10 protein-coding genes are annotated in these 16,853 nt (G+C 62.3%); 9 read left to right on the top strand and 1 reads right to left on the bottom strand.

The window, feature by feature from the left end:
• Nucleotides 1-308 precede the first annotated feature (308 nt).
• The 7 genes from ACMTA2_RS17765 (at nucleotide 309) to ACMTA2_RS17795 (ending at nucleotide 12,094) form a co-directional block, all read left to right on the top strand.
• Nucleotides 309-1,763 carry a serralysin family metalloprotease gene (locus tag ACMTA2_RS17765; RefSeq protein ID WP_413791038.1) on the top strand — a complete coding sequence of 485 codons (1,455 nt, stop codon included), beginning with the start codon at nucleotides 309-311 and terminating at the stop codon, nucleotides 1,761-1,763.
• A gap of 140 nt (nucleotides 1,764-1,903) precedes the next feature.
• The gene (locus tag ACMTA2_RS17770) at nucleotides 1,904-2,239 is read left to right on the top strand and encodes an AprI/Inh family metalloprotease inhibitor (RefSeq protein WP_413791039.1); all 336 of its coding nucleotides are present in this window, start codon (nucleotides 1,904-1,906) and stop codon (nucleotides 2,237-2,239) included.
• Between the two features lie 159 nt (nucleotides 2,240-2,398).
• Nucleotides 2,399-4,186 (top strand): type I secretion system permease/ATPase, encoded by a 1,788-nt coding sequence (locus ACMTA2_RS17775; protein WP_413791040.1) that lies wholly within the window; start codon nucleotides 2,399-2,401, stop codon nucleotides 4,184-4,186.
• Nucleotides 4,183-5,517 carry an HlyD family type I secretion periplasmic adaptor subunit gene (locus tag ACMTA2_RS17780; protein ID WP_413791041.1) on the top strand — a complete coding sequence of 445 codons (1,335 nt, stop codon included), beginning with the start codon at nucleotides 4,183-4,185 and terminating at the stop codon, nucleotides 5,515-5,517. Before ACMTA2_RS17775 ends, ACMTA2_RS17780 begins: the two co-directional genes overlap by 4 nt.
• A 14-nt stretch (nucleotides 5,518-5,531) precedes the next feature.
• On the top strand, nucleotides 5,532-6,881 hold the full coding sequence (locus ACMTA2_RS17785) for a TolC family outer membrane protein (RefSeq protein ID WP_413791042.1): 1,350 nt from the start codon (nucleotides 5,532-5,534) through the stop codon (nucleotides 6,879-6,881).
• Between the two features lie 177 nt (nucleotides 6,882-7,058).
• Entirely contained in the window at nucleotides 7,059-10,151 is a 3,093-nt protein-coding gene (locus ACMTA2_RS17790) for an autotransporter domain-containing protein (RefSeq protein ID WP_413791043.1), read from the top strand.
• Between the two features lie 89 nt (nucleotides 10,152-10,240).
• On the top strand, nucleotides 10,241-12,094 hold the full coding sequence (locus ACMTA2_RS17795; RefSeq protein WP_413791044.1) for a polyurethane esterase: 1,854 nt from the start codon (nucleotides 10,241-10,243) through the stop codon (nucleotides 12,092-12,094).
• Between the two features lie 260 nt (nucleotides 12,095-12,354).
• Here ACMTA2_RS17795 and ACMTA2_RS17800 read toward each other — a convergent pair whose 3' ends face one another.
• On the bottom strand, nucleotides 12,355-12,579 hold the full coding sequence (locus ACMTA2_RS17800) for a YgdI/YgdR family lipoprotein (RefSeq protein WP_413791045.1): 225 nt from the start codon (nucleotides 12,577-12,579) through the stop codon (nucleotides 12,355-12,357).
• Nucleotides 12,580-12,802: 223 nt separating this feature from the next.
• On the opposite strand from ACMTA2_RS17800, the gene ACMTA2_RS17805 reads away from it, so the two are divergent.
• Both ACMTA2_RS17805 and ACMTA2_RS17810 read left to right on the top strand, forming a co-directional pair.
• Nucleotides 12,803-14,473: a VRR-NUC domain-containing protein gene (locus ACMTA2_RS17805; RefSeq protein WP_413791046.1), complete on the top strand. Its 1,671-nt coding sequence runs from the start codon at nucleotides 12,803-12,805 to the stop codon at nucleotides 14,471-14,473.
• A complete protein-coding gene (locus ACMTA2_RS17810) occupies nucleotides 14,470-16,758 on the top strand; it encodes an ATP-dependent DNA helicase (protein ID WP_413791047.1) in 2,289 nt (762 codons plus the stop codon). Before ACMTA2_RS17805 ends, ACMTA2_RS17810 begins: the two co-directional genes overlap by 4 nt.
• The last annotated feature ends 95 nt before the right edge of the window (nucleotides 16,759-16,853 follow it).

A 16,853-nucleotide genomic window follows, 5' to 3' on the forward strand; every position in this document is an offset into this window, starting at 1 on the left:
TGGCACTTAGTTGGCCGAAGTGCGACGCCGTGCGCAAAGGGAGCGTTATGGATATTTAATATTTAAATAGAGTTTTGTCCGACAATCTGTAACTCGTGCGGTTGACGGCACACACTAACGAGGCGCAAGTCTATTGTTTATGGGGTGTTAAGGGGCAGGGGAGAAATTGAACGGAAAAAATTGCTAGACGTTTGATTTCCAATTGTGTCAGGTTTCTTACGTCCTCATTGGGCGAGTGATAGGACGATCTCGCCGGAGATCGTCTGTCTGACTAAAACTGTTCCATTTGCAAACAAGGAAGTGTGTTTATGTCGAAAGTCAAAAACAGCGCTATTGATGCTGCCGAACAACTGCTCTGGGCTCCGCAATTGGCGGCTCCGAGTAATGCGTTCAACCAAGTCAATAGTTTCAGCCACCAATACGACCGCGGCGGTAACCTGACCGTCAACGGCAAGCCGTCGTACTCCGTCGACGAGGCGGCCACGCAGTTACTGCGCGACGGGGCGGCTTATCAGGACCGGGACGGCAGCGGCAAGATCGAGCTGACGTATACCTTCCTGACGTCTGCCTCTTTCAGCACCATGAACAAACACGGGATCAGCGGCTTCAGCCAGTTCAGCGCCCAGCAGAAAGGCCAGGCCGCCCTGGCCATGCAATCCTGGGCGGACGTGGCCAATGTCACCTTCACCGAAAGAGCCAGCGGTGGCGATGGCCACATGACCTTCGGCAACTACAGCGGCGGCCAGGATGGTGCGGCGGCGTTCGCGTATCTGCCGGGGACGGGCGCCGGCTATGACGGGACGTCCTGGTACCTGATCAACAGTAGCTACACCCAGAACAAGAACCCGGACCTGAACAATTACGGCCGCCAGACCCTGACCCACGAAATCGGTCACACCCTCGGCCTGGCCCATCCGGGTGACTACAACGCCGGCGAAGGCAGCCCGACCTATGATGATGCCACCTATGGCCAGGACACCCGTGGCTACAGCGTCATGAGCTACTGGAGCGAAAGCAATACCAACCAGAACTTCAGCAAAGGTGGCGTCGAAGCCTACGCCTCGGGTCCTTTGATGGATGACATCGCGGCCATCCAGAAGCTCTACGGTGCCAATACGACGACCCGTACCGGCGATTCGACCTATGGTTTCAACTCCAACACCGGTCGCGACTTCCTCAGTGCTTCGTCGTCGTCGGACAAAGTGGTGTTTTCGGTATGGGACGCGGGCGGCCGCGACACCCTGGATTTCTCCGGCTTCACCCAGAACCAGAAGATCAACCTCAATGACGCCTCGTTCTCCGACGTGGGTGGCATGGTGGGCAATGTGTCCATTGCCCAGGGGGCCGTCATCGAAAACGCCATCGGTGGCTCGGGCAGCGACCTGCTGATCGGCAACGCAGTGGCCAACGAGCTCAAGGGCGGTGCCGGTAACGATATCCTTTGGGGCGCCGGTGGTGCGGACAAACTCTGGGGCGGCTCCGGTTCCGACACCTTCGTGTTCGCCGCCAGCTCCGATTCGCGGCCGGGGGCAACGGACCAGATCCTCGATTTCGTCAGTGGCCTGGACAAGATCGACCTGACCGGTATCACCAAGGGCGCGGGCCTGCATTTCGTCAGTGCCTTCACCGGTGCGGCGGGGGATGCGGTGCTGTCGACATCGGGTGGCAACAGCCTGCTGTCGGTGGACTTTTCCGGGCACGGCGTGGCTGATTTCCTGGTCAGTACCGTTGGCCAGGCAGCGGCCTCGGATATCGTGGCCTGATGTCCCTGTCCCGTGGGGGTAGCGGCTCCTGCGGGACTCCGGCCAGGATCAAGCAAATGCGTAGAGAATCGATGCCTTGTAGCGTTCAGGTCACTGTCGGGTTGCTCGCTACGCTGATGATGTTTTGTGGAGAAGTCGCCATGGCGCGCAGCTTGTTGTTAGCAGAACCCTCGCAGTTGGCCGGCCATTGGCAGGCCGTTTTGTCGAGCCCGCAGGAGACCGCGCAAAGCCAGGCGATGCAGGACAAACCGTCCAACACTTGCCTCGTCGAACTCAAGGCGGACCAGACCCTTGGGGGGCAAACCGATTGCCTGGGGCAGTGGTTGGGAGACGAGCCGGTTCGCTGGTTCACGGAACCCGATGGCCTGTCCTTGATTGGCAAGCAAGACTCCAGGACGCACCTGGGGCTGCGCCCGGAACATCATTACCAAATGACCTTGAAGTCCGGTTTGATACTTAGGCTTGAGCGGCAATAAGTCTCAGGGCACTCATTAAACGGGTTTGTAAGTTGAGTAATGATCGAAACACGCTCGTTCAAATGGGCGTGTGCGTCAGTGTGAATCGAATAAAGAATAAAAGATGGCTGAGTTGAACTAACGGCCGGTTCGCTGGCGAAGCCAACAGCAAGGAAGATCATGAACAAGGCAAGGAGCGCTGCCGCAGTGCCGCTATTTAAGGCGCTGGGCGATTATAAGAATATTCTGATCAGTGTTGGTTGTTTTACCGCACTGATTAACGTCCTGATGCTCGCACCTTCGATTTATATGCTCCAAGTGTATGACCGCGGGCTGTCATCACAGAACGAAACCACCCTGGTGATGTTGTCGCTGATGGTGGTGGGCTTTTTTGTGTTCATCGGACTGCTGGAAATGGTGCGCAGCTTCGTGGTCATCCGCATCGGCAGCCAATTGGAAAAGCGCTTCAATCTCCAGGTATACCGGGCCGCCTTCGAGCGCAACCTGCGCCAGGGTGAAGGCAACGCAGGACAATCCCTGGGCGACCTTACGCATATTCGCCAATTCCTCACCGGGCCGGCGTTGTTCGCGTTCTTCGACGCGCCATGGTTTCCCGTCTATCTGCTGGTGATTTACCTGTTCAACGTCTGGCTTGGCGTGTTCGCTTCCATCGGCACGCTGCTGTTGATCGGACTGGCGTGCTTGAACGAGGCCATGACCCAAAAAGCGCTGGGGCAGGCCAGCGTTTATTCGCAACAATCCAGCCAATTGGCCACCAGCCACTTGCACAACGCCGAAACGATCCAGGCCATGGGAATGCTCGGGGCACTGCGCAGCCGCTGGTTTGCCGTGCATTCGCGCTTTCTCGGCCTGCAAAACCAGGCCAGCGATACCGGTGCGGTGATCAGTTCTTTGAGCAAGACCCTGCGCCTGTGCCTGCAATCCTTGGTGTTGGGCCTGGGCGCGCTGCTGGTGATCAAGGGCGACATGACCGCCGGGATGATGATTGCCGGTTCGATCCTGATGGGACGGGTGTTGAGCCCCATCGACCAGTTGATCGCCGTGTGGAAGCAGTGGAGCGGGGCCCGACTGGCTTACCGCCGTCTCGATGCGCTGTTGCAGGCATTTGCGCCCCAGGACGACGGCATGACGCTGCCAGCGCCCAAGGGACACGTGAGCTTTGAACAAGTGAGTGCCGGGCCGCCGGGGCAACGCAACGCGACGTTGCAGCAGGTCAGCTTCAGCCTCGCCGCGGGGGAAGTGCTCGGCGTACTGGGGGCGTCCGGTTCCGGCAAATCGACCCTGGCCCGGGTATTGGTCGGCGTGTGGCCGACCCTCGCCGGGACGGTGCGCCTCGACGGGGCTGACATCCATCGCTGGAATCGCGACCAACTTGGCCCGCACATCGGCTATCTGCCCCAGGACATCGAACTGTTCAGCGGTAGCATCGCCGAGAACATCGCCCGGTTTCGCCACGCCGATCCGCAGAAAGTCGTCGCCGCCGCGCAACAAGCCGGGGTTCACGAGCTGATTCTGCGCCTGCCCCAAGGCTATGACACGGTGCTGGGGGAGGACGGCGGTGGTTTGTCCGGCGGACAGAAGCAGCGGGTCGCGTTGGCCCGCGCGATGTATGACCGGCCGAGCCTGGTGGTGCTCGATGAGCCCAACTCGAACCTGGACACGGTCGGCGAGGCCGCGCTCGCCAATGCCATCGCGCAGATGAAGGCCCAGGGTACCAGCGTCGTGCTGGTCACCCATCGCTCCTCGGCGCTGGCCCAGGCCGACAAGTTGCTGGTGCTCGACGAGGGCCGACTACAGGCCTTCGGACCAAGCCAGCAAGTGCTGCGGGCACTGTCCGGTCAGTCGGAATCATCGCGCCACTCACCGCCAAACAGCCCCCCGGCGACGCCCAACGGGCTGAGCATGAGTCGCCAGTATCAAGCTGCCAGCAAACCGGGTGGCGCATGAGCAAGGAAGGCCAGATGAACCTCGAACCGACTCAAGGCCTTGAGCGCCCGGAGCGCGACGCCCGTTTCTTCACCCGCATGGGCTGGGTTTTGGCGCTGGTGGGCGCCGGCAGTTTTTTCACCTGGGCCAGCCTGGCACCGTTGGATCAAGGCATCCCCGTGCAAGGCACGGTGGTGGTTTCAGGCAAGCGTAAAGCGGTGCAATCGATGAGCAGCGGTGTGGTCAGCCGGATACTGGTGCGCGAAGGCGAGGCGGTGAAGCAAGGCCAGCCGCTGTTCCGCCTGGATCAGACTCAGGCCGCCGCCGATGTCCAATCACTGCAGGCGCAGTACCGAATGAGCTTTGCCAGCCTGGCACGCTGGCAAAGCGAGCGGGACAACCTGTTGCAGGTGAGTTTCCCGGCTGAACTGAGTCGCGATCCCGATCCACGCGTGGCCCTGGTGCTTGAAGGCCAGCGGCAACTGTTCAGCAGTCGCCGTGAGGCCTTTGCCCGCGAGCAGGCGGCGTTGCGTGCCAGCATCGAGGGTGCCACGGCGCAACTGGCGGGCATGCGCCGGGCCCGCAGCGATTTGACCGCCCAGGCCGAATCCCTGCGCTTGCAACTGGGCAACCTGCAACCCTTGGCGGACAACGGCTACATCCCGCGCAACCGCCTGCTGGACTATCAGCGCCAGTTGTCGCAAGTGCAGCAGGAACTGGCGCAGAACAGCGGCGAAAGCGGGCGGGTGGAGCAGGGGATCGTCGAGTCGCGGCTGAAGCTGCAGCAGCACAACGAGGAATACCAGAAAGAAGTGCGCAGTCAGTTGGCCGACGCCCAGCTCAAGAGCGAAACCCTGCAACAGCAACTGAAGTCCGCCGGTTTCGAACTGCAGCACAGCGAAATCCTCGCCACCGCCGACGGCATCGCCGTGAACCTGCAGGTGCACACCGAAGGCGCGGTGGTGCGCCAGGGTGACACCTTGCTGGAAATCGTGCCCCAGGGCACGCGGCTGGAAGTGGAAGGGCATCTGCCGGTGCACCTGATCGACAAGGTGGGGCCTCATCTGCCGGTGGACATCCTGTTTACCGCCTTCAACCAGAACCGAACGCCGAGGGTGCCGGGGGAGGTCAGCCTGGTTTCCGCCGACCAGATGCTCGACGAGAAAACCGGCGCACCGTACTACGTGCTGCGCAGCAGCGTCAGCGATGTGGCGATGGACAAGCTCAACGGCCTGGTGATCAAGCCCGGCATGCCGGCTGAAATGTTCGTACGTACCGGCGAGCGCTCGTTGCTCAACTACCTGTTCAAGCCGCTGCTCGACCGAGCCGGCTCTGCGTTGACCGAAGAATAAGGATGTCCGGTGGCATGAAACGCTTCTTTTGGATGGCCGTGCTGGTCGTTTTCGTGAGCAACAACACCTGGGCCATGGGGCCCTTCGAGTTCTACGAGCAAGCCTTGCGCAATGACCCGGTCTACCTGGGCGCGATCAAGGAACGCGACGCGGGCCTGGAGAACCGCGCCATTGGTCGGGCCGGGCTGTTGCCGCACTTGGGCTACAGCTACAACAAGGGCCGCAACCAATCCAAGGTCACGTACCTCAATGATCGTGGCGCCAGCCAACATGACGATCGCAACTACAGCAGCTACGGCTCCAGCCTGACGCTGCAACAACCCTTGCTGGACTACGAGGCATACGCGGCCTACCGCAAGGGCGTGGCCCAGGCGTTGTTCGCCGACGAAAGCTTTCGTGACAAGAGCCAGGCGCTGTTGGTGCGGGTGCTGAGTCAATACACCCAGGCCCTGTTCGCCCAGGACCAGATCGACATCGCCCAGGCCAAGAAAAAGGCTTTCGAGCAGCAATTCCAGCAGAACGAACAGCTGTTTCGCCAGGGCGAAGGCACGCGCACCGACATCCTCGAAGCCCAGGCGCGCTATGAACTGGCAATCGCCGAAGAAATCGAGGCGCGGGACGAGCAGGACGCGGCCTTGCGGGAGCTCGGCTCGTTGATTGGCGCCCCGGCCCTGGATATCTCCGACCTGGCGCCTTTGCACGACACCTTCCAGACCTTTGCCTTGCAGCCAGCCAGTTTCGCGACCTGGCATGAGCTGGCGGTGAGCAATAACCCCAGCCTGGCGTCCCAGCGCCAGGCGGTGGATGTGGCCCGCTTCGAGGTCGAACGCAACCGGGCTGGCCACCTGCCCAAGGTCAGTGCCTACGCGACGATGCGCCAGAACGAATCGGAAAGTGGCAACACCTACAACCAGCGCTACGACACCAACACCATTGGCCTGGAAGTCAGCGTGCCGCTGTACGCCGGTGGCGGGGTCTCGGCGTCGACCCGCCAGGCCAGCCGCAACATGGAGCAAGCCGAATACGAGCTGGAGGCCAAGACCCGTGAGACGTTGATCGAGCTGCGTCGGCAGTTCAGCGCCTGCGTGTCGGGGGTGAATAAATTGCGGGCCTATCAGAAGGCCCTGGGCTCCGCCGAGGCGCTGGTGATCTCGACCCGGCAAAGCATCCTCGGCGGCGAGCGGGTCAACCTCGACGCACTCAACGCCGAGCAACAGCTCTACACCACCCGCCGCGACCTGGCCCAGGCCCGCTACGACTACCTCATGGCCTGGACCAAGCTGCATTACTACGCCGGCACCCTCGGCGCGCAGGACCTGGCGAAGGTGGATGAGGCGTTTGTCTCCCGGGCGTCAACTCAATGACCTGTGGCGAGGGGATTTATCCCCGCTGGGCTGCGAAGCGGACCCACCCCAAACACCGTGTTCTTCCAGACAGACCTCGGGCCCTCAGGCGACTGCTTCGCAGTCGAGCGGGGATAAATCCCCTCGCCACAGAGGTGTTTACAACAATTGATAAAGCGCTACTAAGGATGGTTCGTGATGAAAGTCGATAACAAAAAACAGCCCGGACAGACGGGGCGCGTGTTTCTGCCCAAGGCCCTCAACCGCGCCGTGCTCTGTGCCCTGGCGACCCTGGGCACCGCCCAGGCGGCGCCTTATGTCGAGAGCGGCAGGGCGGGTGACCCGGATAGCTGGCGCAGCAGCGAATTCAACGCCGAATGGGGATTGGGGGCGATCAACGCGCAGCAGGCCTACGCCGCCGGATACACCGGCAAGGGCGTCAAACTGGGGATCTTCGACCAGCCGGTCTACGCGGCGCACCCGGAGTTCTCCGGCACCGGCAAAGTCGTGACCTTGGTCACCAGCGGCATTCGTGAGTACACCGACCCCTACATCCCGGTGAAAGCCGGAGATCCGTTCCGCTACGACGGTTCACCCACCGTCGGCTCGGACGGCAAGCTGGGTTCCCATGGCACCCACGTCGGTGGGATCGCCGCCGGCAGTCGCGATGGCAGTCCGATGCACGGCGTGGCGTTCGACGCGCAGATCATCAGCGCCGACAACGGTGACCCGGGGCCCGAGGACGGCATCATCCGGGGCAACGATGGCGCGGTGTACAAGGCGGGCTGGGACGCGTTGATCGCCAGTGGCGCACGGATCATCAACAACAGCTGGGGCATCGGCATCACCGACCGCTTCGACCAGGGCGGTCGCGATCCGGCGTTCCCGCACTTCACCGTGCAGGATGCGCAGGTGCAATTCGACCAGATCCAGCCGTTGCTGGGCACCAAGCCTGGCGGTGCCTATGAGGGTGCCATCGCCGCGGCCCGCAGCGGTATCGTCACGATTTTCGCCGCCGGCAACGACTACAACCTCAATAACCCCGATGCCATCGCGGGCCTGGCGTATTTCGTCCCGGACATCGCGCCGAACTGGCTCACTGTGGCGGCGCTGCAAGTCAATCCGGACACCACCAGCGCCGATCCGTACACCATCAGCACCTTCTCGTCGCGCTGCGGTTACACCGCCAGTTTCTGTGTGTCGGCACCGGGCACCCGGGTCTACAGCGCCGTGATCGGCGGCACCAGCGCCGACGACTTGACCGTGGGCTATGCCAACAAGAGCGGCACCTCCATGGCCGCGCCCCACGTTGCCGGCAGCGTGGCGGTGTTGATGGAGCGTTTTCCCTACATGACTGGCGCCCAGGTCGCCAGCGTGCTGCGCACCACCGCCACCGACATGGGCGCGCCGGGCGTCGATTCGTTGTATGGCTGGGGCATGATCAACCTCGCCAAGGCCATCGACGGTCCATCGATGCTGGTGACCGAGCAAGACATTCCCGAGGACTTTCGCATCGATGGCGCCTATGGCTCCGGTCAGTTCGTGGCGAACCTGCCGGGCATCGGCGCGATCATCGATGCCGGCAAATCCACGGAGCGGGTGTGCAGCGGCATTCAATGTGGCCTGGACGTTTGGCGCAACGACATCGCCGGCCACGGTGGACTCACCAAGGAGGGCATCGGCACCCTGGTGCTCACCGGCGAAAATACCTACAGCGGGCCCACCCTGATCAATCAAGGGCGACTGGCGATCAACGGCTCGCTGACGTCGGCCGTTACCGTCAACGACGGCGGCATCCTGGGCGGCAACGGGCGCATCGCCAGCCTGACCGCCCGCCGCGGTGGCAGCGTGGCGCCAGGCAACTCCATCGGTACGTTGCAAGTGGCCGGTGACGTGACGTTCCAACCCGGTTCGAACTACGCGGTGGAAGTCTCGCCCACCTCCAGCGACCTGATCGTGGCGGGTGGCAAGGCGTCCATTGACGGGGCGACGGTGTCGCTGTCCCTGGAAAACAGCCCGACACTGCTGACGGCCGGCGACGTGAAAAGTTTGCTGGGGCGGCAGTTCAATATCCTGCAAGCCACCGGGGGCATCGACGGACGTTTCGCTGAAGTCTTGCCCAACTACGCGTTCCTGGGGGGCGACCTAGCCTACAGCGCCAGCGGCATTCAATTGGCGGTCGAGCGTAACGACGCGTCATTCGCCAGCCTCGGACTGACGCCCAACCAGCGTTCCGTGGCCACTGCCGCCGAGCAATTGGGCGCTGGCAACGGGTTGTACGAAGCGTTGTTGCTGGCACCCAGCGCGGCAGTGGCACAACAGGCGTTCCAGCAGTTGTCCGGCGAGATCCACCCGGCCATCGGCACCCTACTGATCAATGACAGCCGTCAATTGCGCGACGCCGTGGGTGATCGCCTGCGCCAGGACGCGCTCTACGACGCCGGTACGCCGACCGACGCCAGCAGCAATGCCTGGTTCAAGGTACTGGGTGCCTGGGGCAAGAACGATGGCGGACATGATCACGCCAGTACGACCAGCTCCATCGGCGGGCTGTTGGCCGGTGTCGACGGCCTGATCAGCGACCAGACACGCCTGGGCTTCGTCACCGGCTACAGCGACAGCTCGCTGAGCATGGGCGACGGCACCCATTCCTCGGCCAAGGCCGACAGTTACCACTTGGGGGCCTATCTGGGGCATGAGATCGACGCGCTGCGCCTGACCGTTGGCGGTGCCCACAGTTGGCATCGCATCGACGTCAAGCGCGACCTGCAATGGGGTGACGTCAGCGGCCGGGAGAAAACCAAGCGCGATGCCCGGACCACCCAGCTCTTCACCGAAGCGGCGTATCGCCTCGACATGCGGCCGGTGGCCCTGGAGCCGTTCGCCCAGCTGGCCTATGTGCACCTGGACAGCGACAGCTTCCACGAGAAAGGCGACAACGCGGCCCTGCACGGTGGTGACGACCGGCGCGATGCCGTGCTCTCGACCTTGGGCGTGCGTGCCAGCCATAGCCTGGCGCTGTCGGATCAGCAAGCACTGCACCTGTCCGGCTCCCTTGGCTGGCAGCACAACCTGAGCAATACCGCGTCCGAACAGGACCTGGCATTTGCCGGCAGCAGCAACACCTTCGCGGTGCAGAGCGTGTCCATGGACCGCAATGCCGCCGTGATCGGCGCCCGCGCCGGGCTCGCGCTCGCCAAGGATGTGCGGTTCAACCTGGACTATAACGGCCTGCTCGGCGCCCGGGATAAAACCCATGGTGTGGGCCTGACCCTGGATTGGCAGTTCTGACCCACTGTGGTGAGCAAGCCTGCTTGCTCAACCCCGTGACAGGTATCACCCGGTTCTAGCATTCCAACAACAAAAAGAGAGCAACAACCATGGGTATCTACGACTACAAGAACCTCGGCACCACCGAATCCAAGGCCTTGGTCAGCGACGCGATGGCGATCATGCTGTATTCCTACCACAACCTCGACCACGGTTTTGCCGCCGGGTACCAGCACAACGGTTTTGGCGCTGGCCTGCCGGCGACCCTGGTCACCGCGCTCCTGGGGGGCACCGATTCCCAAGGGGTGATTCCCGGCATGCCGTGGAATCCCGACTCGGAAAAGCTCGCCTTGGAGGCGGTGCAGAAGGCTGGCTGGACGCCCATCAGCGCCACGCAACTGGGCTACGCTGGCAAGGTGGATGGCCGCGGGACGTTTTTTGGTGAAAAAGCCGGTTACACCACCGCGCAGGTCGAGATCCTCGGCAAGTACGACGCCGCGGGTCACCTGCAGGAAATCGGCGTGTCGTTTCGCGGCACCAGTGGCCCTCGGGAAAACCTGATTGGCGATTCCATTGGCGACGCGATCAACGATCTGATGGCCGCCCTGGGGCCCAAGGACTATGCGAAAAACTACGCCGGCGAAGCCTTTGGCAACCTGCTGGGGGACGTCGCGAAGTTTGCCCAGGCCCATGGCCTGACGGGCGCGGACGTGCTGGTCAGCGGCCACAGCCTGGGCGGGTTGGCGGTCAACAGCCTGGCGGACTTGAGCGCCAGCCAATGGTCGGGGTTCTACGCCGATGCCAACTACATCGCCTACGCCTCGCCGACCCAGAGCCATACCGACAAGGTCTTGAACATCGGTTACGAGAACGATCCGGTGTTCCGCGCCCTGGACGGCTCGACGTTCAACCTCGCGTCGGTGGGCGTGCACGATGGGCAGCAGGAATCAGCCACCAACAACATTGTCAGCTTCAACGACCACTACGCTTCGACGGCCTGGAATGTCTTGCCGTTTTCCATTCTCAACATCCCCACCTGGATTTCCCATCTGCCCAGCGGCTACAGCGATGGCATGGGGCGGATCATGGGGTCGGCGTTCTATGACCTCACCGAAAAAGACTCCACTGTCATTGTCGCCAACCTGTCAGACCCGGCGCGGGCCAATACCTGGGTGCAGGACCTCAACCGCAATGCTGAAACCCATACCGGCAGCACGTTCATCATCGGCAGCGACAGCAATGACCTGATCCAGGGCGGCCAGGGCAACGACTACCTGGAAGGTCGTGCCGGCAATGACACCTTTCGCGATGGCGGTGGCTACAACGTGATACTGGGCGGGCAGGGCAGCAACAGCCTGCAATTGCAGCAGTCGGTGCAGGATTTCAGTTTTGTCCATGACGGCGCCGGGACGCTGTACATGCGCGATGCCCACGGCGCGATCAGTATCACCCGCGACATCGGCACGTTGGTCAGTAAAGAGTCTGGATTGTTCTGGGGGCTGTTCAAGGATGAGGTGAGCCACAGCGTCACCGCAAATGGCCTGGTGGCGGGCTCCCATCTGACGGCGTATGCCTCGTCGGTCAAGGGCAGTGCGGCCAACGACACCCTGGTGGCGAGCGCGAAGGGTGACTGGTTGTTCGGCCAGGACGGCCACGATGTGCTGGTGGGCGGCGCGGGTAACGACACCTTCGTTGGCGGTGCGGGCAATGACCTGATGCAAGCAGGGGGCGGCAGCGACACCTTCCTTTTCAACGGGGCGTTCGGCCAGGACCGGATCAGTGGTTATGAGGCGGGGGACAAACTGGTGTTCCTCGGCGTACCGGGCGCCGGGGCAGGTCATGACTACAGTGAGCACCTGTCACAAGTGGGCAATGACACGCTGTTCAAGGTCGGTGACAGTTCCGTGACCCTGGTGGGCGTTGGTATCGGTCAGATAGGCGGCGAAGGGATCGTGTTCGCCTGAGTTCGCTATCGCGAGCAAGCTCGCTTCGACAGGGGATTTCGGTGTACGCAGGATTAGTGTTCACCGCCGGATCCTGTGGGAGCGGGCTTGCTCGCGAAGGGGCGGAACATTCAACATCATTGCAAACTGACCCACCGCTTTCGCGAGCAAGCCCGCTCCCACGGGGATGGAGGGTGAACACAGGATTCTGCGAGCACCGGAAAACAAGTGTGGGAGCGAGCTTGCTCGCGATCGCCGACTACCCGGCAAGTCACTGGGAATCAGTCTTCCTTGCGAATGGTTGCCACATCGTCGGCACGGACCCGGACTTTCCTGCCGGAAATATCCTCGAACTCGTAGAAACCGTCGGCGGTGCGGGTGTTAGGGGTGTCCTTGGTCAAATACTGGGTACCGTTTTGCAAGGTCACTACCGTGGGCGACGCGCAGCCAGCCAAAGCCATCAATGCCACGGCAACCAGGGGCAGGCCCAGAAACCTGATGTTCATAACCATAACCTCTCAATCTCAAAGGACACGGAGCAACTGATTCGACCGCGCCATCACATTAGCTAACCGCCATTGGTCCCGCTTGTCGTAGGAAAGTTCATCGCTAGCTGAAGGATTTCTCCTTAAATATAGGAGACCGTTCATCTTTTGCGGTTGCCTGGCGGGTTTACAGCTGTTATCTGTATGCATAACCAGTATCCCGACCTCCTTGGCGTTTCTTTCCGTGGCAGCCCGTTCTCTCGACGATCCGTTTTACTACCTGAACAACTTCCAGCAGGTGCTCGCGTGGTTGGGCCAGCGTTATGCCGATGTGCTCAGCGGCGAGGAACAGCGCTTCATTGATGACTTCGCGGCGCTGCCCCGTGCCTCCCAGGGCTTGTTGGTGCGGATGGTGATGCGCAAGGGGCTGCGGTTTCGCCATGGCAAGCTGAGTTACCCGGAAATCGGCGACATTGACGCCGCCGTCGCGCCGTTACTGGCGCTGGGCTGGGTCGAGGAACAGGCCCCGATCGGGCTCGTTGAACTGTTCCAGGTGTTGCTCAAGACGGAAATCCTCCTGTGCCTGGGCCACTTGATCGAATACCCCAAGGCGACAAAGGCCGAATGGCTTGAGGCCCTGGCGGGGCACTGCGCTCAGGTCCAGCCGTTCCGCGACTGGTGCCCGCAACTCGACGACCGCCTGTACAGCCTGACGATCATGCAGCTGTGCGACAGGCTGCGCTTGATGTTCTTCGGCAACCTTTACCAGGATTGGTCGGAATTCGTCCTGGCGGACCTGGGCATCTTCACCTACGAAACCGTCGAGTTCAGTGCCGAGTCACGAGGGTTGCGCAGTCGTGAAGACGTCGATGCCTGTCTGTTCCTGCACGACTGTCAGCAGCGCTTCGAAGCCGGCGAGGCCCTGGAAGAGATCGTCGCCCAAGTCAACCAACTGTCGCTGGACAATCCATGGCTGGAGCGGCGCCGGGGCAAGTTGTTGTTCCAGATCGGCCAGCACGGCGAGCGCATCGGTGATTTCGCCCTGGCCTTGCGTATCTATCGCGCCTGCACCTACCCGGGTGCGCGGCTGCGCAGGGTCCGGGTACTGGAGCGCATCGGCGAATATGCCCTGGCCCTTGAATTGGGCGAAGCGGCGGCGCAGGCACCGCAAAGCGCTGCCGAAACCCAAGCCTTGCTTCGGATCGTGCCTCGTCTGCGGCGCAAGCTGGGCGGCCCTCCAGTGCCACGGGCCACGCCCCGGGAAGTGGAGCGCCTGGCGTTGAAGCTGCCTCGCGTCGATCCGGGCTTGCCGGTGGAACACCACGTCCAGGCCCACCTGCACGACGAAACCGCGCCGGTGCATTACGTCGAGAACAGCCTGGTCAATTCACTGTTCGGCCTGCTGTGCTGGCCCGCCATCTTCGCGCCGTTGCCGGGCGCGTTCTTCCACCCCTTCCAGCGCGGGCCGGTCGACCTGCTCAATGAGGATTTCCATGCCCGTCGTGCCGAATTGTTCGCGGCCTGTCTGGCGGAGCTGGACGATGGCCGTTATCGGCAGACCATCGGCCGTCGTTACGTTGAAAAATGGGGCGTGCAATCACCTTTCGTGTTCTGGGGCGCGTTGTCCGAGCCCTTGCTGGAACAGGCCCTCGATTGCCTGCCGGCCGAGCACCTCAAGCACTGGTTCCGGCGCCTGCTGCAGGACATCAAGGCCAACCGCGCCGGCATGCCGGACCTGATCCAGTTCTGGCCGCAAGACAAGACCTACCGCATGATCGAGGTCAAAGGCCCCGGCGATCGCCTGCAGGACAACCAACTGCGCTGGCTGGAGTTCTGTCATGAGCACCAGATGCCCGTCGCCGTTTGTTATGTGCAATGGGCAGAGCCAGCCATCGCGCGCGACGGGGCCGCATGACCCCGGCATCCAGCTACAGTATCGCCGTGCGGGCGTTGTGTGAGTTCACCGCCAAGGTGGGCGACCTTGACCTGCGCTTCACGCCGTCGCCCACGGCCCTGGAGGGCATCGCCGGCCACCGCACCGTTGCCTCGCGGCGCAGTGAGGGCTATCAGGCTGAAGTGGCCCTCGAAGGTCACCACCAGGCATTGACCGTCAAAGGCCGGGCCGACGGTTACGACCCGGTCCGCCAGTGCCTTGAAGAAGTGAAGACCTACCGGGGCGACCTGAGTAAACAGCCGGCCAACCATCGCCAGTTGCATTGGGCCCAGGCGAAAATCTACGGCTGGTTGATGTGCCAGAAGTTGCAGTTGCCGCACATCGACGTCGCCCTGGTGTACTTCGACATCGTCAGCGAAAAGGAAACCTGCATCCCCCAACGCTTCGAGGCGGCGCAGTTGCAAGCCTTCTTCCAAGCACAATGCGCGCTGTTCCTGGCTTGGGCCGAGCAGGAAATGGCCCATCGACAGGCGCGTAACCTCGGCGCACAGGCGCTGGTCTTCCCCCATGCGGGTTTCAGGCCCGGGCAACGGCACTTGGCCGAATCGGTGTTCAAGGCCGTCAGTACTGGCCGCTGCCTGATGGCCCAGGCGCCCACCGGCATCGGCAAGACCGTCGGCACCTTGTTCCCGATGCTCAAGGCGTTGGCGCCGCAGCAACTGGACAAGGTGTACTTTCTGACGGCAAAAACCCCGGGGCGCAAGCTGGCCCTGGATGCGGCGCGGGTGATTACCCACAGCGCGCCGTCGATGCCGTTGCGGGTACTGGAGATGATTGCCCGTGACAAGGCCTGCGAACACCCGGACAACGCCTGCCATGGCGAATCCTGCCCCCTGGCCCGTGGCTTCTATGATCGCCTGCCGGGCGCCCGGGCGGCGGCGAGCCGGGTCTCTTTGCTCGATCAGGCGGCATTGCGCGAAATTGCATTGGCCCACGAGGTTTGCCCGTATTACCTCAGCCAGGAGATGGCCCGTTGGGCCGACGTGGTGGTGGCCGACTACAACTATTACTTCGATTTCAGCGCCTTGCTCTTTGGTCTGGCCCAGGCCAATGGCTGGACCGTCGCGACGCTGGTGGACGAGGCTCACAACCTGGTGGAGCGCGGACGGCAGATGTACAGCGCGACCCTCGACCAGGCCACGCTGAGCAGCGTGCGCAAGACCGCCCCCGAAGCGTTGAAGAAAGCCCTGGAACGGGTCAATCGCCAGTGGAACGCCTTGCATGCACCCCAGGTGGTGGCCTATCAGGCGTATGAAAAACCGCCGGAAAAACTGCTCCAGGCCTTGGCCACCTGCACCACCGCCATCGGCGACTACCTCAACGACCATCCCCAAGGCCTGGACAGCGGCTTGCAGGCGTTCTATTTCGATGCGTTGCAGTTTGGCCGGGTGGCGGACACCTTCGACGAGCACTTTTTGTTCGACATCCACAAGCGTGAGCTCGGCCGCCAGCGCAGCCTGTCGACGGTGTGCCTGCGCAACGTGGTGCCGGCCGCGTTCCTGCGGCCCAGGTTGACGGCGGCCCGCAGTACCGTGCTGTTCTCGGCGACCCTGAGCCCCCGGCATTACTATGCGGACTTGCTGGGGACCCCGGGCGACACGGTGTGGATCGATGTGGAGTCGCCGTTCAAGGCTGAGCAGTTGGATGTACAGGTGGTCAGCCGCATCTCCACGCGTTTTGCCCATCGCCAGGCGTCCCTGGAACCGATCGCCACGTTAATGGCCCGCCAATTCAGCGAGCGCCCGGGCAACTACCTGGCCTTTTTCAGCAGCTTCGATTATTTGCAGCAAGTGGCCGGGCTGTTTGCCGAGCGATACCCGCAGATTGCACTCTGGACGCAATCGCGGGGCATGGGCGAAGCGCCCCGGCAGGCGTTCATCGAGCGGTTCATGGAGCACAGCCAAGGCATTGGCTTTGCGGTGCTGGGCGGCGCGTTCGGCGAGGGTATCGACTTGCCGGGATCGCGGCTGATCGGTGCGTTCATCGCCACCTTGGGGCTGGCGCAGTTCAACCCGGTCAATGAACAGATCAAACATCGAATGGCGGCGATCTTCGGCGATGGCTATGACTACACGTATTTGTATCCCGGGTTGCAGAAAGTCGTACAGGCGGCAGGCCGGGTGATCCGCACCCAACAGGATCGCGGGGTGGTGATGCTGATCGATGATCGGTTCGGCGAGGCCAGGGTGCAGCACTTATTGCCGCGCTGGTGGTCTGTCACTCAGGAAACACACCGTGCCATTTGAGTAGGACCTGGTTAGGCGCGCAGCCAGGAGACCTGTTGATTCGCCCAATCATTTTTCCTGGCACCAGACTTGGCCCATAATCGGCAAAAAATCCA

The organism is Pseudomonas medicaginis, assembly GCF_965119365.1.
Lineage (GTDB): Bacteria > Pseudomonadota > Gammaproteobacteria > Pseudomonadales > Pseudomonadaceae > Aquipseudomonas.

Coding starts and splice junctions, on each gene's coding strand:
- ACMTA2_RS17810 (WP_413791047.1), top strand. CDS start 14,470: ATGACCCCGGCATCCAGCTACAGTATCGCCGTGCGGGCGTTGTGTGAG.
- ACMTA2_RS17785 (WP_413791042.1), top strand. CDS start 5,532: ATGAAACGCTTCTTTTGGATGGCCGTGCTGGTCGTTTTCGTGAGCAAC.
- ACMTA2_RS17765 (WP_413791038.1), top strand. CDS start 309: ATGTCGAAAGTCAAAAACAGCGCTATTGATGCTGCCGAACAACTGCTC.
- ACMTA2_RS17790 (WP_413791043.1), top strand. CDS start 7,059: ATGAAAGTCGATAACAAAAAACAGCCCGGACAGACGGGGCGCGTGTTT.
- ACMTA2_RS17800 (WP_413791045.1), bottom strand. CDS start 12,579: ATGAACATCAGGTTTCTGGGCCTGCCCCTGGTTGCCGTGGCATTGATG.
- ACMTA2_RS17770 (WP_413791039.1), top strand. CDS start 1,904: ATGGCGCGCAGCTTGTTGTTAGCAGAACCCTCGCAGTTGGCCGGCCAT.
- ACMTA2_RS17780 (WP_413791041.1), top strand. CDS start 4,183: ATGAGCAAGGAAGGCCAGATGAACCTCGAACCGACTCAAGGCCTTGAG.
- ACMTA2_RS17775 (WP_413791040.1), top strand. CDS start 2,399: ATGAACAAGGCAAGGAGCGCTGCCGCAGTGCCGCTATTTAAGGCGCTG.
- ACMTA2_RS17795 (WP_413791044.1), top strand. CDS start 10,241: ATGGGTATCTACGACTACAAGAACCTCGGCACCACCGAATCCAAGGCC.